This is a genomic window from Novosphingobium malaysiense (genome assembly GCF_000802225.1).
GTDB lineage: Bacteria > Pseudomonadota > Alphaproteobacteria > Sphingomonadales > Sphingomonadaceae > Novosphingobium > Novosphingobium malaysiense.
Map to the genome: position 1 here is coordinate 607,472 of NZ_JTDI01000001.1, position 20,540 is coordinate 628,011.

Annotated in this window: 16 protein-coding genes; 6 read left to right on the forward strand and 10 right to left on the reverse strand. The window is 64.4% G+C overall.

The features are described 5' to 3' along the window. Nucleotides 1–56: 56 nt before the first annotated feature. Nucleotides 57–803 (reverse strand): sulfotransferase family protein, encoded by a 747-nt coding sequence (locus LK12_RS02635; RefSeq protein WP_231568209.1) that lies wholly within the window; start codon nt 801–803, stop codon nt 57–59. A gap of 255 nt (nt 804–1,058) precedes the next feature. Between LK12_RS02635 and LK12_RS02640 the strand changes: the two genes are divergently transcribed. After that, on the forward strand, nt 1,059–2,507 hold the full coding sequence (locus tag LK12_RS02640; protein WP_231568210.1) for an oligosaccharide flippase family protein: 1,449 nt from the start codon (nt 1,059–1,061) through the stop codon (nt 2,505–2,507). Here the strand turns inward: LK12_RS02640 and glgX are convergent. The 5 genes from glgX to LK12_RS02665 are packed head-to-tail and all read right to left on the reverse strand — an operon-like array spanning nt 2,504 to nt 11,726. Further along, nucleotides 2,504–4,324 (reverse strand): glycogen debranching protein GlgX, encoded by a 1,821-nt coding sequence (gene glgX / locus LK12_RS02645; RefSeq protein WP_039278989.1) that lies wholly within the window; start codon nt 4,322–4,324, stop codon nt 2,504–2,506. The two genes, LK12_RS02640 and glgX, sit on opposite strands and share 4 nt — an antisense overlap. After that, nucleotides 4,321–5,787 (reverse strand): glycogen synthase GlgA, encoded by a 1,467-nt coding sequence (glgA, locus tag LK12_RS02650; protein ID WP_039278992.1) that lies wholly within the window; start codon nt 5,785–5,787, stop codon nt 4,321–4,323. The genes glgX and glgA overlap by 4 nt, the downstream gene beginning before the upstream one ends. Before the next feature lie 52 nt (nt 5,788–5,839). Further along, entirely contained in the window at nt 5,840–7,102 is a 1,263-nt protein-coding gene (glgC, locus tag LK12_RS02655; protein ID WP_082010311.1) for a glucose-1-phosphate adenylyltransferase, read from the reverse strand. Between the two features lie 32 nt (nt 7,103–7,134). Then, the gene (gene glgB, locus LK12_RS02660; protein ID WP_039278993.1) at nt 7,135–9,300 is read right to left on the reverse strand and encodes a 1,4-alpha-glucan branching protein GlgB; all 2,166 of its coding nucleotides are present in this window, start codon (nt 9,298–9,300) and stop codon (nt 7,135–7,137) included. Then, nucleotides 9,297–11,726: a glycogen/starch/alpha-glucan phosphorylase gene (locus LK12_RS02665; protein ID WP_039278996.1), complete on the reverse strand. Its 2,430-nt coding sequence runs from the start codon at nt 11,724–11,726 to the stop codon at nt 9,297–9,299. The genes glgB and LK12_RS02665 overlap by 4 nt, the downstream gene beginning before the upstream one ends. A 303-nt stretch (nt 11,727–12,029) precedes the next feature. Here LK12_RS02665 and LK12_RS02670 point away from each other — a divergent pair, with 303 nt between their 5' ends. From LK12_RS02670 to LK12_RS02685, 4 genes are all read left to right on the forward strand, one after another. Further along, complete coding sequence (locus LK12_RS02670) at nt 12,030–12,764, forward strand: enoyl-CoA hydratase/isomerase family protein (protein WP_039278998.1); 735 nt, start codon at nt 12,030–12,032, stop codon at nt 12,762–12,764. A gap of 17 nt (nt 12,765–12,781) precedes the next feature. Beyond that, complete coding sequence (locus LK12_RS23680) at nt 12,782–13,207, forward strand: nuclear transport factor 2 family protein (RefSeq protein WP_052223110.1); 426 nt, start codon at nt 12,782–12,784, stop codon at nt 13,205–13,207. A 107-nt stretch (nt 13,208–13,314) separates the two neighbouring features. Then, a complete protein-coding gene (locus LK12_RS02680; protein WP_039279001.1) occupies nt 13,315–14,592 on the forward strand; it encodes a cation:proton antiporter in 1,278 nt (425 codons plus the stop codon). Further along, nucleotides 14,589–16,394, forward strand: coding sequence for a DUF389 domain-containing protein (locus tag LK12_RS02685; protein WP_231568212.1), 1,806 nt, complete (start codon nt 14,589–14,591; stop codon nt 16,392–16,394). Before LK12_RS02680 ends, LK12_RS02685 begins: the two co-directional genes overlap by 4 nt. Nucleotides 16,395–16,459: 65 nt before the next feature. Here LK12_RS02685 and LK12_RS02690 read toward each other — a convergent pair whose 3' ends face one another. Both LK12_RS02690 and LK12_RS02695 read right to left on the reverse strand, forming a co-directional pair. Further along, on the reverse strand, nt 16,460–17,182 hold the full coding sequence (locus LK12_RS02690) for a 4-carboxy-4-hydroxy-2-oxoadipate aldolase/oxaloacetate decarboxylase (RefSeq protein ID WP_039280173.1): 723 nt from the start codon (nt 17,180–17,182) through the stop codon (nt 16,460–16,462). Between the two features lie 8 nt (nt 17,183–17,190). Continuing rightward, on the reverse strand, nt 17,191–18,147 hold the full coding sequence (locus tag LK12_RS02695) for a hydroxyacid dehydrogenase (RefSeq protein WP_039279002.1): 957 nt from the start codon (nt 18,145–18,147) through the stop codon (nt 17,191–17,193). A gap of 169 nt (nt 18,148–18,316) precedes the next feature. Between LK12_RS02695 and LK12_RS02700 the strand changes: the two genes are divergently transcribed. Then, complete coding sequence (locus LK12_RS02700) at nt 18,317–19,240, forward strand: SMP-30/gluconolactonase/LRE family protein (RefSeq protein WP_039279004.1); 924 nt, start codon at nt 18,317–18,319, stop codon at nt 19,238–19,240. Here the strand turns inward: LK12_RS02700 and LK12_RS02705 are convergent. Beyond that, nucleotides 19,237–19,656, reverse strand: coding sequence for a GlcG/HbpS family heme-binding protein (locus LK12_RS02705; protein ID WP_039279006.1), 420 nt, complete (start codon nt 19,654–19,656; stop codon nt 19,237–19,239). The genes LK12_RS02700 and LK12_RS02705 overlap by 4 nt on opposite strands. 103 nt (nt 19,657–19,759) lie before the next feature. Continuing rightward, nucleotides 19,760–20,479: a GntR family transcriptional regulator gene (locus LK12_RS02710; RefSeq protein ID WP_039279009.1), complete on the reverse strand. Its 720-nt coding sequence runs from the start codon at nt 20,477–20,479 to the stop codon at nt 19,760–19,762. Nucleotides 20,480–20,540 lie beyond the last annotated feature (61 nt).

The following is a 20,540-nucleotide window of genomic DNA, read 5'->3' on the forward strand; positions in this document are numbered from 1 at the left end:
TTACCCGGTATCGGACCATGTTTGTCGCATCGCGGAATGCTAGGCCTTCCGCGAAACTACGCCTTCCCCCTGTCCTCACTATAGAGGTCGCAAAGACGCAGGTACCTGTCTTCACATTGCGCAGCGAGCTCGGGCGGAATTTCCAGCGGCGCATCTGCGTGAGGATCGTGAAGCCGCGGTTCGATACGCGCATACCGCCCGCTGGTCAGCGGATCGCCGCCACCGCCCTGCCGCGAGGCAGGGGGGCTGTCGTAGCGGTTCACAAGCGGAGGCACCAATTTCAGCCGCGCCGAGATCGCGGCAAGCTGGCGTGCCGGGTCGCGAAGAAGTGCCTTGTGCGTGAGGCCGATGCGCCGATCGGGAGGAAAACGACGCCATAGCGTCTCGAGGGCAGCGAGCCGCTCAACATAGTAAGCGGCCGCGGCCTCCTGCGTCCGGTACTCGTTCTTGCCCACCCGCCGGAAAAGCTTGACGATCGAGCGAATGGCGTCGCCCGGCCGGCGCACCATGAAAACGGCGCGCGCATGGAAGAACTCGGGCGGGGCTTCAAGGTCGTATCGCGAATGGAGAACCTTGTCGAAGAGGTAGTCTGCCTGCGGTTTTCGGCCTCCGCGGCGAAGTTGGTTGAGAGCGAGTTGCCCGAGCGCCGCTCGCCCGTCATGGCGGACATGCGTCTCTCCGTATCCGCTGACATCCGGCCTGGAGCACAGGATGTTCGAAAGTGCTGTCGACCCGCAGCGCATGTGCGCCAGCACGAACAGGCAGTTACGATAGCGATATTGCCGGGCGGAATGGCTGATCAACCAACCCGCGGCTCGCTTTCCAGTGTTTCGCAGTACATGAGCCATGGCCAGAACCCTACACTAGGGCATCGATTTCCAGCTCGCAAATTGCTCCATCCCGGCGGGAGTTCGCGTTCGCTTCCCTGCCGCCGATGGTAAGTTTGCCGGGCCGGCGCTGCCTTCCTTTTGCAAATGCGCCCGGGCGCAACCGGCGAAACAGCCTTCGCATCCCAATTCCACTTGCGGGGAACGCACATGAATCCTGCCGGTACCGCTGTGAAGCATACGCGCGCCGGCAAGGTGGGTCGACAGGGCGCCAAAGCGCTGTTCGCCTTTGCGGCGCGCTCGCTGCAACAGGCCGCCACCCTGCTTGTCACGCTGCTTGCCGCCCGCTTCCTGCCTCCCGCGCAATACGGCACGTACAGCCTCGCAATCGTGTTCATCGTCCTTGTCCAGACGATGACGTACACCGGATTCTACCAGTTTATTCTCACCGCGAAGGAAGATGACGCCGCGGTCCTCTCCACCTGTTTCTGGCTTATTCTCGGCCTCGCGTCGCTGGCATCGGCGGGTCTGGCCCTGGCGGCATTTCCTCTGGAATGGATGTTTCAGGCAAAGCCGCTCGGCACTGTCCTTGTCCTGCTAGCGCTGGTCCAGCCGCTCGCGAGCTTCGGCGCATGGTCGTCGGCAGCGCTTCTTCGCAGCGGTGCAATCACGCGCAACTTCGCTGTAATGTTCGCACAGAACCTCGCGGCACTCACCGGCGGAGCATTCCTGCTATGGCACTGGCACTCCGTCTTCGCTCTCGTCGCATTCCGCTATCTACGGGTCGTTACCGGCGCCGCGCTTCATGCGATGCTGGGCTGCGACAGGCCCCGCATGATCTTCCGCCGCGATCTGGCCGGCAAGGCGGCCGCGTTTTCCGCGGGGCTCTATGGCTCGCGCCTGCTGAACTTCCTCGCACGCTATGCCGCCGACCTGATGCTGGGAATGTTGCATTCGCCGGCGGCGGTCGGCCTCTACCGCTTCGGAAACCGGATCGCGACCGGTGCAACGGACATCATCAACCAGCCGATGAGCAGCTTCGCCGCGACACAGTTCGGCAGTGCGGGCCGGCAGGACAAGGACCTGGCGACACCGCTCTCCCGGTTTGCCGGCACCATTACCCTACTCAGCGGCATCGTCGGTGCAGTCGTCATCGTCTTCGCCCGCGACGTGATCGAGATTTTCTTCCGGTCCTCGTACCTTCCGGCTCTCGTCGTGACCTACGCCATGGCCCTGCGCGGCGCAGCCAGTGCCGGCCAGTTGCTGGTAGAGCCAGCGTTTGCCGCCATAGGTCGCACCGGGTGGGTGATGATCTTCGACATGGTCAGCGCCGCCGTGGCTGTCGCGGCCATATTTGCTGCCTCTCCATTCGGGCTCGAAGCCCTCGCATGGACACAGGTCCTCGTGGTTCTGGGCACAACCGTCTGGGCCTTCTGGCTGCTCCATTGGCGCGGCACCGTTCGGGTCGGCGGAGCCATCCGCAATTTTGCCGCTGCCCTTGTTTTGTCCGGCTGCTACGGCATCGTCCTTCATGCCGGACGGCGGGTGCTTTCGACCTTGCCATTCGGCCGATTGGAGGCACTCGGGCTGGGCCTTGCCCTGGCCGCGATAGCCGGTCTGGCACTCGTGGCACTGGCCACGAGATTGCGCGTGTTCAGCTTCCAGGCATTTTCCGGCTAGGCGGTAAAATCGATCCGGACGAGATGGCGCGCGCGGCAGATCTCCACGCGCAGTTCGCCTTCGCCGGTGCCCTCTTCCGGCTCGGCATCATAGATGAAAGTGTGGCCGTTGCGGTCTTCCCAGTCGGCGATGGTCATCGGCTTGCCTGCTGCCGTCAGCCATTGCACCTTTTCGGGGAACCGCGCGAAGGACCGCAGCCGGCTGTGCCGTTTGGCGGACAGGTCCGCGACGTAATCCTCGAGTTCGGGATCGCGGCGGTCCCAATCGACCCAGCTTATGGCATTATCCTGGCAATAGGCATTGTTGTTGCCCATCTGACTGCGTCCGAACTCATCCCCGGCCGTAAGCATGATCGTGCCCGTCGATGCGAACAGCGTGCCGAGCAGCGCCTTGATATCCTCCTTGCGAGCGGCAAGGACGCGCGGATCGGCACTCGGCCCCTCCACGCCATTGTTCCAGCTGAAGTTCTCGCCGTGTCCGTCGCGGTTCTGTTCGCCATTGGCCTCGTTGTGGCGACGCGCGTACGAAACGACGTCTGCCAGCGTAAAGCCGTCGTGCGCTGCAAGGAAATTGACCGACCGGCAGTCGGAATGCGGCTGATGCGGCCCGAAGACGTCGGACGAACCGGCGAGGCGGGTCGCCAGCACGCCGATGCCCGTCTCACCTTTCCAGAAGCGGCGCACGTCGTCGCGAAAGCGGTCGTTCCATTCCAGCCAATGCGCCGGAAAGTCGCCAAGATGATAGCCATCGGGCCCGATATCCCATGGCTCTGCAATCAGGATCCTGTCGGCAAGCAACGGGTCGTCCTCGATCTCCGCGAAAATCGGGGCGGCGGGATCGAACCCGGGCCCGCGCGCCATGACAGGGGCCAGATCGAAACGGAAGCCGTCGATGCCGCAATGAGCGACGAAGTGCCGCATGGTGTCGAGCGCAAGGCGACGGACCGCGGGATTGGCGAAGTCGAGCGTATTGCCGCAACCGGTGTCGTTGATCAGCGTCCCGTCGGGCGCATGGGCGTAGGCTGCATTGTCGAGTCCGCGCAGCGACAGCACGCCCCCTTCGACGTCGCTCTCCCCCGAATGGTTGAAGACGACATCGAGCAGGACCCCGATCCCCCCGGCATGGAGAGCCGCCACGGTATCGCGCAATTCGGCTACGCCGCCGGGGCACAGTCCCGGATCCAGCGCCATCATCGCCACCGGGTTGTATCCCCAGGCATTGACGAGGCCGAGCGGCGGCAGATGCCGCTCGTCGATCCAGGCGACGATCGGCATCAGTTCGACGGCACCGACGCTCAGCTTCCTGAGGTGCGCAATGACCGAGGGGTGAGCCAGCGCGGCGACAGTGCCGCGCACGTCTTCCGGCACGTCCGGATGGCGGATGGTAAAGGCGCGGACGTTGAGTTCATAGACAAGGCCCCCGGTCGTGAATTGCGGCGGCTCCTGCGGCAGGGGCTCGGCCGGCGCCGGAACGATCGCGCGCGGGACGATGTCGGCGGTGTCCTCGCCGAACATGGCAAGCCGCGGATCCTGCCTGAAACGCCGGTCCAGCTCGACCGCATAGGGGTCGACCAGCAGCTTGGCAGGGTCGAACCAGTGCCGATGCGTGGGCGACCATTCACCCGCGGCGCGGTAGCCGTAAAGCGCCCCGGCAAGATTTCCGGGCAGTTCGATCACCCAGTCCGGCCCTTGCCGTTCCATGACATGGCGAGTTTCGCCGTCTCGAGAAAACAGGCACAGCCAGACCGCGTCTGCATGCGGCGAGCGCACCGCGAAGCGCGTGGACTGCGCGCCAACTTCAGCACCCAGAACCGTCATGCCGTCAACGATCGGTAGAGATCCGCATAGGCCGCCCCGCTGGCTTTCCAGGAGAAATCGCACTTCATGCCGTTGTTCTGGATGCGCTCCCAGACGGCCCGGTCCTGATAGAGCGCGACGGTGCGGGTCAGCGCGGCGGCGAGACTATCGTAACCGACGCCATCGAACTGGACGCCTGTCGCGCAACCGGCCGCCAATGCGGCGGGGTTCGCATCGATTACCGTATCGGCCAATCCGCCGGTTCGGGTCACCACCGGAATGCAGCCGTAGGCGAGGCCGTAAAGCTGGGTAAGGCCGCAAGGTTCGAAGCGCGAGGGCACCAGGATCGCATCGCCTCCGCCCTGCATGCGGTGCGATAGGTCTTCGTCGTAGCCGATCCTGATGCCGATGCGCCCCGGATGGCGCGCCGCCGCCCGGGACAGCGCCTGTTCGATCTGCGCGTCTCCCGAGCCGAGCAGGGCCAGCCTTGCCCCGATCCCGACAAGATGGTCGAGCACTTCGGGCAGAACATCCATGCCCTTTTGCCAGGTGAGGCGCGAAATGACGATGAACACGGGACCATCGTCCTCGTCGAGCCCGAACTCGGCTTCCAGAGCGCGCTTGTTGGCAATGCGCTTTTCCAGCGTGCGGCGTCCGTAGGGTTGCGAAAGGTATGGATCGGCGCTCGGGTTCCAGACCTGGGTATCGATTCCGTTGAGGATCCCGTGCACGGCATCGCCCCGCGCAATGATCAACCCCTCCAGTCCCATGCCGAACGAACTGGACCGGATCTCGCGTGCATAGGTCGGGCTGACCGTGGTCACGGCATGGGCACAGGCCAGTCCCGCCTTCAGCAGGCTCACCCCGCCGTGGTATTCGACGCCGTCGAGCGACCACGCAGCGTCGGGCAGGCCAAGCCGGGGAAAGATGTCCGCACCGAACCAGCCCTGAAACGCCATGTTGTGGATCGTCACCACCGAGGGGATCCGGCCTTCCTTTCCCCCGAAGGGCGCAAGGCGCAGGTAGGCGGCGGCCATGCCACCTTGCCAGTCGTGCGCATGGACCAGGTCGAAACGCTGCGTCTTCTTGCGCTGTACCAGGGCGCCCCCCGCGATGTCGGCAGCGGCGCGTCCCAGGGCTGCGAAGCGCTGCCAGTTGTCCCCCCAGTCGAGACCTGCGGCGTCGGTGTACGGAGCGCCTGCACGGGCGAAGAGGGACGGGGCATCGAGGACGAGCAGCGGATGCCCGCCATCCAGCTTCCCGGCCAGCAGCCTGGCGGGTGTGCCCAGCAGCGAATCCCAGGCGAATACGGCGCGCCGCTGCTTCAACGATTGCACGACGGCAGGATACCCCGGCAGCAATGTCGTCATTGCCACACCGTGGGGTGCGAGCGCGCCAGGCAATGCGCCGACGACGTCCGCCAAACCGCCGGTCTTGATCAACGGCACGGCTTCGGATGCGACGGAAAGGACTTTCAGGGCCAAAAACTAGATCCCATGCTTCACATGGTCAGCCTTGGACGAAAACGGCCTCGCATCAAAGCTCCAACCTCTCGATCATCGGCTTGGTTATCAGGCACACGCCGTTGTCGGTGCGGCGAAACCGCCGGGCATCGAGTTCTGGGTCCTCCCCGACGACCAGGCCCTCGGGGATACGCACGCCCGAATCGATCACGACCTTGTTCAGACGCGCCTCGCGGCCGATATTGCAGTAGGGCAGGATCACGGCTTCGTTCACGCTTGACCAGCTGCCCATCTTCACGCCCGTAAACAGCAGCGACCGGCGTGCCGTGGCGCCCGAGACGATGCAGTCCTGGCTGATGAGTGAGGAGATCGCCTGTCCGCGCCGCCCTTCCTCGTCGTGCACGAACTTGGCCGGCGCGGCGACGACGGTGTCCGTCCAGATCGGCCACTCACGGTCATACATGTTAAGCTTGGGGACTGTGTCCGTAAGATCCAGATTGGCCTCGAAGTAGGCATCCACCGTGCCCACGTCGCGCCAGTATTCCTCGATCTCTTCGGCCGCGCGGATGCAGGAATGGGTAAAGCGATGCGCCTGGGCCTTACCGTGCCTGACGATATGCGGGATGATGTCGCCGCCGAAGTCGCGACTGGATTCGGGATCGGCAGCGTCGCGACGCAACTCGTCGAAGAGGAACTTCGTTTCGAACACATAGATGCCCATGGACGCCAGCGCATGGGCAGGATCGCCTGGGATGCTCGGCGGATCGGCCGGTTTTTCCAGAAACGAGGTGATGACGTCGTTCTCATCCACGTGCATGACGCCGAATGCGGTCGCGTCCCTGCGCGGAACGACGAGGCAGCCCACGGTCACGTCCGCGCCCGAATTGACGTGCTGCTGCAGCATCAATTCGTAGTCCATCTTGTAGATGTGATCGCCTGCGAGGATCACCATGTACTTCGGGCCGTAGGCCTCGATGATATCGATATTCTGGTAGACCGCATCGGCCGTGCCTTCATACCAAAGCAGCTCGGATATGCGCTGGCTCGCCGGCAGGATATCGAAACTCTCGTTGCGTTCGGGCCGCATGAAGTTCCAGGCGCGGTTCATGTGCCGGATCAGGCTATGCGCCTTGTATTGCGTAGCCACGCCGATGCGACGAATGCCGGAGTTGATTGCGTTGGACAGGGCAAAGTCGATGATCCGGCTCATGCCCCCGAAATACACCGCCGGCTTGGCGCGGTTGTCGGTCAATTCCTTGAGCCGGCTGCCTCGTCCCCCGGCAAGAACGTAGGCCATTGCATCGCGAGCAAGCGGCTGTCCGATCGATGTCCTCATCGCAGGCATTCTCTCCTCTTCAAGACCACGCTTCAACCTGCATATTCAAGCATGATGGTCGCCAGCGGCGGCAGGGTTACCATGGCGTGGCCGTCGGCCACTTTGACCTGGCCCAGGTTTCCTTTTCCCGATCCGCCGTAATGCACGGAATCGCTGTTCAACACTTCGTTCCACTTGCCCGCGAGCGGCAGGGGCAACCGGTAATCGGTGCGCAATTCCGGTGTCATGTTCGCGACCACGGCAACAGGCGCGCCCGCCGGCGCCTTGCGCAGCCATGCAAAGACCGAATTTTCGGCATCATCGACGACCAGCCACTCGAACCCTTCGCTTTCGCAGTCGGCGCCATGAAGGGCCGGCTTGGCGCGGTACAGGCGATTGAGATCGCGAACGAGATTGCGCACGCCGTCATGCGCGGGGGCTTCGCACAGGTCCCAATCGAGGGCGCGCTCCTCGCTCCATTCGCGGCGCTGGGCGAACTCCTGCCCCATGAACAGCAGCTTCTTGCCCGGATAGCCCCACATCAGCGCATAATAGGCCCGCAGATTCGCAAACTGCTGCCAGTCGTCGCCGCTCATCTTGGACAGCAGCGAGCCCTTCCCGTGCACCACCTCGTCATGGCTGAGCGGCAGCACGAAGTTCTCGGAAAAAGCGTACATCAACCCGAAAGTGATGTCTTCGTGGTGATGGCGCCGGTGCACCGGATCGCGGCCCATGTAGCGCAGCGTGTCGTTCATGAAGCCCATGTTCCACTTGAACCCGAAGCCGAGCGCCGAGCGGCCGCCCCTCTCGTCGGCAGGCTGGGTCACGCCGGGCCACGACGTGGATTCCTCGGCAAAGGTCATGAACCCCGGATGCTCTGCGTAGACGGCCCGGTTGGTGGCACGCAGGAAGTCCACCGCTTCCCAGTTTTCCCGCCCCCCTTGCGCATTGGCCACCCATTCGCCTTCCTTGCGCGAATAGTCGCGGTAGAGCATCGAGGCGACGGCATCCACGCGCAGCCCGTCGACATGGTAGCGCTCGGCCCAGAACAGCGCGTTGTTGACCAGGAAGCTCTGCACTTCCCTCCGCCCGAAATTGTAGATCAGGGTATTCCAGTCAGGATGAAACCCGAGCCGCGGGTCTTCGTGCTCGTAGAGCGCGGTTCCATCGAAGCGGATCAGGCCGTGCTCGTCGGTGGGAAAGTGGGCCGGCACCCAGTCGAGGATCACGCCGATACCGGCGCGGTGGGCCCCGTCCACGAAGCGTGCGAAACCGGCCGGCTCGCCGAAACGCGACGTCGGTGCATAAAGGCCGGTCGTCTGGTACCCCCACGAGGGATCGTAGGGATGCTCGCTGATCGGCATGAACTCGATATGGGTAAAGCCCATGTCGACGACATAGGGAAGCAGTCTATCGGCAAGCTCGTCCCAATTGAGAAACCAGTTCCAGCGGTCGCGCTGCCAGGACCCGGCGTGAACCTCATAAATCGAGATCGGCACCCTGCGCGGATCGACCGCGGCCCAGTGCGCGCGATGCTCGTCGTCTCCCCAGTCGACCTTAGCCGGGACCGCCGTCATCGAGGCGGTATTGGGACGGATTTCCGACATGAACGCGAAAGGATCGGCCTTGAGCGGACGCACTGCGCCATCCGCGCCGACGATGTGGTACTTGTAGGCCCGGTAGTCGCCGATCTCGGGAATGAAGATTTCCCACACACCGATGTCGGTGCGATTGCGCATCACATGGCGCTTCGGGTCCCAGTCGTTGAAATCGCCCACCACGCTGACCAGCCGGGCATTGGGCGCCCAGACGGCGAAATGCACGCCACGGCATCCCTCGTGCTCGACCAGGTGGGCACCCAGCTTGTCGAAGAGACGATAATGCGTGCCTTCCGCAATCAGGAAATCGTCTACCGGGCCGAGGACGGGCCCGAAGGAGTAGGGGTCGGTAACCAGCCAGTCATGGCCCTCTGCCCGGCAGCGGTAACGGATCGGCTGGGGCTGCGCCTGCAAGCCACCCTCGAACAGCCACCGGTCATCGACCTTGCCAAGGATACCCAGGTGGCGCCCGTCAAGGCTGAAGGCCTCCGCCTCCTCGGCCCCGGGCAGGATCGCGCGGGCAAAGGTGCCGCCGGGGCCGGTATGGGTTCCCAGAAGCGCAAACGGGTCTGCACAAGTGCCCTCCAGCAGAGACTCGATCGCGCTCGCGGCAGGTTTCAACGGACCTTCCAGATGTCCCTCGCATATTCGGAAATGGTACGGTCGGAGGAAAACCATCCGACATTCGCGATGTTGCGGATCGCCGCGGCCCGCCAACCGGCAGTATCCTCCCAGCGCGCGTCGACAGAGCGCTGCGCGGCCGCATAGCCGTCGAAGTCGGCGGCGCACATGAACCAGTCGCTTTCGTAGATGCCGCCGACCAGGCCGGCATAGCGGTGCGGATCGTCGGGCGAGAACACCCCGGAGGCAATCGCCGAAAGGGCCTGGCTCAATTCGCGCGACCCTTCGATGGTCTCGCGCGGATCATAGCCGCTGGCCCGCTTGTGCGCCACTTCGTCTGCGGTCAGCCCGAAGATTACGATGTTCTCGTCGCCGACCTTGTCCTTGATCTCGACGTTGGCGCCGTCGAGCGTGCCGATGGTGAGGGCACCGTTGAGTGCGAACTTCATGTTGCCGGTACCCGAAGCTTCCATGCCCGCTGTCGAAATCTGTTCCGACAAGTCTGCAGCCGGGATGATCTTTTCGGCCAGGCTGACATTGTAGTTGGGTACGAAGACGACCTTGAGCAGCCCTCCGACCGAAGGGTCGCTGTTCACCCGGCGGGCGATGTCGTTGGCCAGTTTGATGACGAGCTTGGCGTTGTGATAGCTCGGTGCCGCCTTGCCGCCGAAGATCTTCACGCGCGGCACCCAGTCGCGTTCGGGGTGGCTGCGGATCTGGTCGTAGAGCGCCACCGTCTCGATCAGGTTGAGAAGCTGGCGCTTGTATTCGTGGATGCGCTTGATCTGGACGTCGAACAGCGCATCGGGATCGAGCCGCACCCCCATCGTCCGCTTGATGTAGTCCGCCAGCACGACCTTGTTGGATCGTTTCACCTCGTGGATCCGTTCGCCCAGCGCCACGTCATCGGCAAGGGCATTGAGATCGGACAGCTTTTCCGCGTCGTCGAGGAACCCGTCCCCGATGGCGTCGCGGATCACCTTGGTAAGACCGGGATTGCACTGTTGCAGCCAGCGGCGAGGCGTAACGCCGTTGGTCTTGTTGTTGATGCGGCCGGGATAGAGGGCGTGAAGATCGGCGAACACCGTCTCCTTCATCAGCTCGGTATGCAGCGCGGCAACGCCGTTGACCGAGTGCGCCCCGACAAAGGCCAGGTTGGCCATGCGCACCCGCCGCTCGCCGCCTTCGTCGATAAGCGAGATCGCCGCGATCTGCTCATGGTTGCAGCCGGCCTTGTGCGCTTCGCGCAGGATGCGGCTGTTGATTGCGTAGATGATCTGCATGTGCCGCGGTAGCAACCGCTCGAACAGCGGCAGCGGCCAGGTTTCGAGCGCTTCGGGAAGCAGGGTATGGTTGGTGTAGCTGACGGTCTGCTTGCAGATCTCCCAGGCCTCGTTGAACTCCAGCCCCTCCACATCGACGAGGATGCGCATCAATTCGGCGACGGCTACCGAAGGGTGAGTGTCGTTGAGCTGGATTGCGGCCTTTTCCGCCAGAGTGCGAATGTCGCCTTCGTACTGCACGTGACGGCGCACGATGTCCTGAATGGATGCCGCGGTGAAGAAGTACTCCTGACGCAGTCGCAGTTCCTGGCCCGCGGGGCTGGAGTCTGCCGGGTAGAGCACGCGCACGAGGCTGTCCGCCCGCACCTGCTCTTCCAGGGCGCCGATGTGATCGCCCGCGTTGAAGGCATCGAGGCGGATCGGATCGAGCGGGCTGGCCGTCCACAGGCGCAGCGTGTTCACCCGCTTGCCCCGCCAGCCGACCACCGGCGTATCGACTGCCGTGGCCTCGACCTGCTCGGCGGGATCCCAGATCACCCCGTCGTCCTGTGCGGAAACCTCTCCCCCGAAGCCGATGCGATACGAACTCTCGACGCGCTCGAATTCCCAGGGGTTGCCGTGGGCAAGCCACGTCTCGGGCAGTTCGACCTGCCAGCCATCGTCGATGCGCTGGCGGAACATGCCATTCACGTAGCGGATGCCATAGCCGTAGGCCGGAATGTCGAGCGTCGCGAGACTTTCCATGAAGCAGGCAGCGAGGCGGCCCAGTCCGCCGTTACCCAGCGCGGCATCGGGTTCAAGCTCCTCCAGCGCGGACAGTTCAAGGCCATGCGCGGCCAGCGCCTTTTCCATCTCCGCGGTCATGCCCATGTTGGACAGGGCATCGCGCAGAAGGCGGCCGATGAGGAATTCCATGGACAGGTAATAGACGCGCTTGTCGCCCTGGTCGTAGGTCTGCCGGGTCGAGGCGATCCAGCGGTCGATGATCTGGTCCCGCAGTGCCAGTATCGAGGCGGTATACCAGTCGTGCTGCTTGGCTGCGCGCTCGTCCTTGCCAACGCGGTGGCGCAGTACCTCGACGATGTGCCGGTCGAATTCCGATGGATTGGCGGGCTTAAGCACGGGGACGGGATCGGTAGCCACTAGAGCACTCCTGGTCAGACCGGCACGGTACCAGACTTGGTCCCCGGCGCGGCACCGGTTATCGCGTACACGGGGACAAGCCCCACCCTTCCCAATCTTCAAGTATCATGGCTAGCACAGGCCAAGAAAGCGGCAAGGCACATTGTGCAGTGCCGCAATTTTTTTCCAAAGTTGCCGGGCAGTTCACAGCCTCCTGCGAACTTCGCGCGGCCAAACGGAGCAGCGTTTCTTGCCGGCAGAGGCATTGTACAACAGCACCGCGGCTGTAACTGCAGGTACAGAGAACATGGAAAGGGATCGAACATGACCACACGTATCGTGCGCGAAGACGAAGGCGGTCTGTGCTCGCTTACCCTGAACCGACCGGACAAGCTCAACGCGCTCGATACCGAGACCTTCGAGGAACTCGATGCCCACTGCGCCCTGCTGGAAACCCAGACCGGCAGCGTGGGCTGCGTCGTGCTCAAGGGCAGCGGCCGGGCCTTCTGTGCCGGCGCGGACATCGGCGGAATCGGAGAGGGCTTTACCGACAGCCGCTTCAAACCCGGCGTGATCGCGCGCCTTGCATCGCTGCCGCAGCCGGTGATCGCGGCCATTCACGGCGTCTGCTTCACCGGCGGACTGGAGCTTGCTTTGGCAGCGGACGTGATCGTGGCGACACGCTCAGCGCGGTTTGCCGATACGCACGGCAAGTGGGGCCTCGTCGGCGCCTGGGGCATGACCCAGCGCCTGCCGCGCCGCGTCGGCATGAGCCAGGCCAAGCGCATGATGTTTTCCGCCCAGCCCGTCGGCGCGGAAGAAGCCCATCGTCTGGGCCTTGTCGACATTCTCGCGGAAGACGACGCGCTCGATGCGACCGTTGGCGAGTTCGCGGGTCAGGTGGTCGAGAATTCCTGGCATACCAACATCGAGACCAAGAAGCTGCTCGGCGCCACCGACGGCATGACTCTCGACGAAGGGCTCGCCTGGGAATTCGAGAACTATCCGGGCTTCGCGCCCGACCATGCCGAGCGGCTGGCCCGGTTTTCGAAGAAATAAAGAAGGAGGGGATAGCCATGACACAGGCCAACAAGGACGTAGTGCTCGCGTTCATATCCGCGATGGATCGCGGCGATGCAGAGGCCGGCGCGCAATGCCTCGATCCGGAAGCCGTCACCATCGCCAAGGGCTTCGGCAAGCTCTCCGGCGAGCGCCGCTACGACACCATCGTCGGCACGCTGGGCGCATTTCGCGAACTGATGCCTGAAGGCATGAACCCGACGATCCATTCGGTCACCGCTGAAGCGGACCGCGTGGCTGTGGAGTTCGAAGGGAATGCCAAGCTGGTGAACGGGACGCCGTACTGCAACCAGTACTGCATGGTCTTCACCCTGCGAGACGGGCGCATCGTGCATGTGAACGAATATTACTGCACCATTCTGGCCGACGAAGCCATCGGCCCCTTGCTGGAGGCGCGGGCGAAAGCGCTGCCCTGGAGCTGACCAGTAAATCCCCACAGCCGCCAGCGCTTCGAGCCTGCGCTGGTGGACGACGGGCTCGGTCGAACTGCCGCTAGGAAACGCGCGCGGGTCAGGCTAAGCACTCAGTCATGCATGACCTGACAGCGTTCGACGCCGCCGCCATCCTCATCGTGCTTGCCGCCGCTCTCGGCTATTTCAACTATCGCGTTCTCGGGCTGCCATCGACGGTCGGCCTGACGGTGATGGGCACCCTCGCCTCGCTGCTGGTCGTCGCCTACGACAGCCTGGTTCCCTCGAGCACGCTGGCCGAGCAACTCGGGACGTTCCTGACCGACATCGATTTTTCGACCACGCTGATGGAGGGAATGCTCTCGTTCCTGCTCTTTGCCGGCGCCATGCACGTGAACTGGGCAGACATGCGCAAGGGGCGCTGGCCGATCCTCGTGTTCAGCACCGTCGGCGTGCTGCTTTCCACCGCCATTGTCGGCTTCGCGTTCCAGTTTCTGACGCGCGCACTCGGCATAGAGATTCCGCTGATCTGGTGCCTCGTGTTCGGTGCGCTGATCAGCCCGACCGACCCGGTCTCGGTAATGGCAGTAATGAAGCGCGCAGCGATGCCCGATACGCTGCAGGCGACCGTGGCGGGCGAGAGCCTTTTCAACGACGGCATCGGCGTCGTCGTCTTCACCATCCTGATTGCCATCGCCACAGGTACCGAAGCGTTCAGCTGGTCCTTCGCCGTCAGCCACTTCATGCAGGAGGCGCTGGGCGGCGCCGCGCTGGGGCTGGCCGTGGGCTGGGTCGGTTTCCTCGCGATGAAGTCGATCGACGAGTATGTGATCGAAGTGATGATCAGTCTTGCCGTGGTGATGGGCGGGTACAGCCTTGCCATGGGCCTTCACGTCAGTGGCCCCGTCGCCATGGCGGTTGCCGGCCTGATCATCGGCAATGCCGGCATGGCCCACGCCATGAGCGACGTTACGCGCGATCACGTTGTGAAGTTCTGGACGCTGATCGACGAAGTACTCAACGCCGTGCTGTTCCTGCTGATCGGCCTCGAAGTCATCGCGCTCGATTTCCTTCCCGCCTACCTCGCAGCCGGAGCCGGCGCGATCCTGATCGTGCTGGCCGCGCGCATGATCGCGGTCGGTGTGCCGCTTGCGGCGATGAAACGCGTGATCGATATGGGGCCGTTGGCGTTTCCAACGCTGGTCTGGGGCGGTCTGCGCGGGGGCATCTCGGTCGCGCTGGCGCTGGCGCTACCGGCATCGGCGATCCGCAGCGAACTGCTGGTCGCCACGTATATTGTCGTCATTTTCGCCGTTGTCGTGCAGGGCGGCTCGATCGGCTCGCTGATCCGCCGCATGCAGGAACGCTACTCTCCCGAACTGGATCTCGATACGTGAGCGAAACGCCATACGCCGCCGGGCCGGCCATGCCCGACGAGCGCCTGCCCGGGCAGCCTGCCCCGGGAGAAGGCCGGCCCATGCCGCAACAAGACGAATACAAGGGCCGCCTCAACGAAATGTGGCGCAACCGACCGCAATGGGTACGCCGTGGAGAGGCCTTCTTCCACCTCATGCGCGTCAAGTTCGCACGCGCCATCCTGCTGCCGCAACTGACGCCCGACCTCGCCTTCGACTTGCGCCAGACGGTGCGCAAGGAAGGCCAGCTCACGCGCGGCTACATCCTCATGTCCGCACTGGCCGCAGGCATCGCCACGCTCGGTCTGCTGCAGTCCTCCACAGCGGTGGTCATCGGCGCGATGCTCGTCTCGCCGCTGATGAGCCCGATCGCGGCCATGGGCTTCGGCTTCGCCTCGCTCGATGGCCATCGGATCCGCGATGCGATAAAGGTCGTCGCCGTCGGCGCAGCCATCGGCATCCTCACCGGCATGCTGCTGACGTGGCTGTCGCCGATCCGCAACGCCACGCCCGAAATCCTCGCGCGTACCGAGCCCAACCTGCTGGACCTTGCCGTGGCCCTGTTCTCGGGCATTGCCGGCGGGTACTCGACGATCATCGGCAAGGGCGGCACGGCCATCGGCGTCGCCATCGCCACCGCCCTGATGCCGCCGCTGACGGTGATCGGCTACGGCATCGGCGTCTTCCAGCCGATGTTCGCCATGGGCGCGCTGCTGCTGTTCCTGACCAACCTTGCGGCGATTACCTTTGCCTTTGCACTGATCGCCCGGCTGTCCGGCGCGGCCCGCCCACTCGGTCGCGTCGAAATGACGCCGCGCTACATCGCCATCCTCATCGCCGCCTTCCTCGCGCTGGCGACGCCCCTCTCGATGACGCTGATGAAGCTTTCAAATGAGGCGCGCATCCGCACCGCGGCGCGCAGCGCCATTGTCGAGGCGTGTGGCAGGAAAGGCGTGACTGTCGCCCAGCTCGACGTGAAGACGAGCGTATTCGGCGCGCCAGCCGTCGATGCGCTGGTGATCGCCCGCAGCTATACCACCAATGCCGCCGAGCAGGCCGAAAAGCTGATCAAGCAGGAACTCGGCGAGGACGTGGACATCAATCTCCAGCAGGTCCTGGCCGCCGACGTGCATGCCCAGACCCGCGCGATGGTCGATGCCGCGATGGAACGCACGGCGGCCGGCATCGCCGCCGACGTCCCCCCGTTCCAGACCATCCGCGAAGCCATCGGCCTGCCCACCCGCTCGCTCTGGACCGACCGCGCCCAGCGCATGGTCTATGCCGAACCCGTGCCCGCTCCCGGCTGGACGCTGGCGGACTACCGCGACGTCGAACGGCAGGCGACGAAAGCAGTTTCGGGCTGGACCGTGCGGCTCGTGCCCCCGCCCCAGCCGAACCTGACAGTACTGCTTCAGCAACCGGTCAACGAAGCGGGCGAAGCCGCGCCTGCTCCTGAAAATGCAATATCACCGGATCTCGCGCTATGGGCGCTGACTCGCTGGGGCATGAGCAAAGTCACGCTGTCCGGTGCCGACGAGCCGGCGCTGGCCGGCCTGTCCAGACGACTTTCCGATGCGGGTATCAAGTCGCGCGTAAAGGCGCCGCCGGCTCAGGAAGTGCCCTCCTCTCGGCCTGAAGTGACAGCCGATGAACCCGCGCAGCCCGTGATCGCCACCATCGGCATCTATTCGCAAAGCCCCTCGCAGGAAGCGGCGGCCAGGGCTGCGGCGGAGAAGGCTGCCGCCGAGCAAGCGCAGGCGGAAGCGCAGGCGCAGGCAGAATAGAAAAAGACCGGAGCCGCTCGCAGCAGGCGGCTCCGGTCTCCTGCATGGGCCGCAGGGCCGATGGCCTAGCGGTCCTCCTCCCAGGTGCAGTCCTTGATGGCGATGCCCAGATCCTCGATCACCGCGCGCATACCGAGAATGTCGAACAGGACTTCGCCCTCCTCGATGCGGCGGCGGAATTCGACTTCCTTTGCCGCCCGCGTCTCGGCGTTGGTTACCGCGAGTTCGATGAGATCGCGCGGGATCACCAGAATGCCGTCGCTGTCGCCCACGATCAGGTCGCCGGGCTCCACGAACACGTTGTCGATCACCACCGGCACGTTGACGGCTGCGGGTCCGCGCTTCTTGGGGTGTTCCACCGAAACAGCCGTCGACCAGACCGGATAGCCCAGCTCACGGATCGCATCGACGTCACGCGTGGCGCCATGAACGACCGTGCCGACCAGCCCCTTCTTCTTGGCGAACGTGCAGGCAACATCGCCCCACAAGGCGCCCTGATGACCGCCGCCATTGGTCAGGACCAGCACGTCTCCGGCCTCGGCGGTGTAGAGCGCGGCGTGAATGGCCAGGTTGTCGCCGGGAAAGTTCCAGGCGGTCACGGCTGGGCCGCAGACCTTCTGGCCCGGCGCGATCGGCACCATGGCCGGGCTCATCAGGCACATGCGCCCAGCAATTTCCCCCAGCCCTTCGTGCAGATCGGCAATGCCGAACTTGGCCGCGCGAGCAACAAGCGCCGGATCGGGGCGCGGAACGCGGCTGTAGATCACGGATTTGACGGGAGGTGTCATACGGGTCGTCATGCAAGGGACTCCGGATTGAGCAAGGTTGCGGGGGGCCTGCCCGCGGCCACGTCTTCGATGACGGCGGCGACATTGAGCGCCATGTCCTTCATGCCCGCTTCGGTGACGCCCGCGACATGCGGCGACAGCAGGCAATTGGGCAAATCGAACAGCGGATGATCGGCGGGCGGCGGTTCGGCCTCGAACACGTCGATCCCCGCCGCGGCGAGCTGGCCACAGCGCAAAGCCTCGGCCAGTGCGGCCTCGTTGATGATGCCGCCACGCGAGCAGTTCACCAGAATGGCATGCGGCTGCATCAGACCGAGTTCGACCGTATCGATAAGATTGCGCGTACCTTCGGTCAGCGGCGTGTGGATCGAGATGACATCGCGCTGCAGCAGATCGGCCAGCTCCATCGGCTCGACGCCTGCCGCGCGGATGTCGTCTTCCGGCACCATGGGATCGTAAGCCGCGACCTCGGCTCCGAACCCGGCACTGCAGATCTTGGCAACCACGCGGGCGATGCGGCCGAAACCGATCAGGCCCACCCTGGCGCCGGTCAGGTCCCCCAGCCGGATGCCCCAACGCTCGGCCCAGCGGTCTTCGCGCACCAGCGCATCCATCTCACGCACGCGGCGCAGCAGCGCCAGCATCATCGAGACGGCGCCTTCGGCCACGGCGGTCGAGTTGTTGCCACCGGGCGTATTGGCGACCATCACCTGTCGGCCGGTCGCGGCGGGAATGTCGATGTTGTCGACCCCGGCGCCGTGCTTCACGATTGCCTTGAGGTGCGACATCGAACCGAACACGTCTTCGCCGAGCGGACTGGTGCGAATGACGATCACGCTCGTATCCGCGAGCCGCGGATCGTCGCGCCAGCCCTCGCCCGCAATCACATCATGCCCTGCGGCGATGCGTTCCACCCCGGCAGGATGGATCGGATCGACAATGCATACGAGTTCGCGTGAACTCACCGAAACCTGCTCCCTATCGTCGGTTTATGTATACCATTTTTGAAAAAGCGGTGTCGTTCTCCGTGAAAGGTCTTGGCCGCGAGGTCAACTCATAATAGGGCTCTACGCAACAAACATGTATCCGATCCGGATGATCGACGTCCGGGCGATGCCCCGTCAGGAGAGAGTGATGTTCGCCGCCCCGCCCGCTGTCACGGCCGAAGTGTTCTGCCGTATTCCCGACAAGTTCCGCCGCTTCGACGAGACCACCGAATGGGCGCAGGTCCAGCTCCACGGTGCGGCCGCGCCGGTCTTTCTGGAGGGGCCGGTGTTCGATGCCGACGGGAATCTGTGGGTGACGGACATTCCCTGGGGCCGCATGTTCAAGATCGCGCCTAACGGCTCCTGCGAGGTCGGCTTCGAATACGACGGACAGCCAAACGGGATGAAATTCCTAAACGACGGGCGCCTGCTGGTTGCCGATCATCACAAGGGCATGGTGATTTGCGACCCCAAGACCGGCAAGAGCGAGCCGTGGTTCGACCGTTATCTGCTCGAACCGTTCCTGGGCTGCAACGACCTCACCATCGCGAAAAACGGTGACATCTGGTTCACCGATCAGGGCCAGTCGGGCTGGCACAACCCCAACGGCCGCCTGTTCCGCGTGCGTGCCGGGAGTGACCGGCTCGAACTGATGCTCGACGGCATCCCCTCGCCCAACGGGTTGGTGCTCAACAAGGCGGAAACAGCGCTCTACCTTGCCGTCACCCGCGCGAATGCGGTCTGGCGCTGCCCCCTCGTCAACGACGGCGAGGTGATCAGCAAGGTCGGCACCTATATCCAGCTTTCCGGCGGTTCCGGCCCCGACGGCCTGACCATCGACGCCAACGACAATCTCGTCGTCTGCCATGTCGGCTTCGGCGCGGTCTGGCTGTTTTCCGACCGCGGGGAACCCATGCTGCGCATCGACGTGCCCGAGGGCCGCTACACCACGAATGCAGCCTATGGGGGGCCGGACAACAGGTGGCTGTACTTCACGGAATCGAGCACCGGCACGGTCTACAAGGTGGAGATGCCGGTGCCCGGTCGGGAAATCTATCCGGCGAGCATTTAGCCCGCCGTCAGGCCCGCCGCCGCGATCCCGGCGAACGCCGCTTCCTCGTCCTTGTCCGACAGGTCGCCGCTGACGCCGACGGCGCCGAGCAGCGCGCCTGCCGCATCCTTGATCAGCACACCGCCCGCGGCCGGGATCAGCTTGCCGTTCCATGCGGCGGACAGCGCTGCCATGAACTGCGGACGGTCCGCCGCCATGTCGCCCAGCTTGCGGCTGGAGGTGCCCATGGCGAGCGCCCCTTCCGCCTTGCCGCCGGCAATTTCGGGACGGCCGTAACCCGAGCCGTCTTCCCGCTCCATCGCCACGAGGTGGCCACCGGCGTCGAGCACCACGACCGTAAGCGGATTGAGGTCCATTTCGCGCCCCTTGGCGCGGGCGGCGGCAATGACGGTACGGGCCTGTTCGAGGCTGATCATGGCATGGTCCTCTCAAGTCTTGCGATGGGATGTGCCCTATCCGCCTAGCGCTCGCGCCCCTCCGCCCGCAAGCCTTTATGTATACAAAGGTGAACTTAGGGTATTACTCGACTGCGTCGAGGACCGGCGGCGGAAAGGGTATCGCCTCCCCTGCCGATCCGCTCAGCAAATGGCCGTAGCGGACCAGCGCCGTGCGCGTGCGGCGGATGTGCATGACCAGCGCGGCCTGCGCCGTCTCCACCTCGCGCTTGGCGATGGCATCGAACAGGAGCTGGTGTTCGATATCGTGCGTGCGCCCGGCACCCTCATTGGCGCCGCCCATCGCCAGCTTCATGTAGGCGCGGCGATAGCTCTGCGTCGTGTCCCACACCCGCTCGACGATCTGCGCCAGCAGCGGCGTGTTGTGGCGGCGGTAGGTGATCCAGTGGAATTCCCGGCCCAGGGCAATGGCTTCGTCGATGTCGTCGGTCTGCTCGTTGCGGTCCATCACGCCGCGCAGATCGGCAATGTCCTCGTCCGTCAGATGGGGCACGCTGTCCGCCAGCAACAGCGGCTCGATCCGCTCGCGGATTTCATAGGACACTTCCAGATCGCGCCGGGTCAGGCTCGTGACACGGGCGCCGGCGTTGGCGCGCATGGTCACGAGGCCGCGCGCCTCCAGCATGCGCAGGGCATCGCGGACCGGGATCCGGCTGGTCTCCAGCTCCTCCGCCAGTTCGTCCTGCTTGATCCGCGCGCCGGGCGCGAGGTCGCCCGACAGGATCCTCTCGGCGAGGATGTCGGCAACCCTCTGGCTGGCAACGATGGCTTGGTCTTTACTCATGTGCGCCCCGGAATTTGGTATACGATGACCCATAACGGATTTGCCCACGCAGGCCAACGAT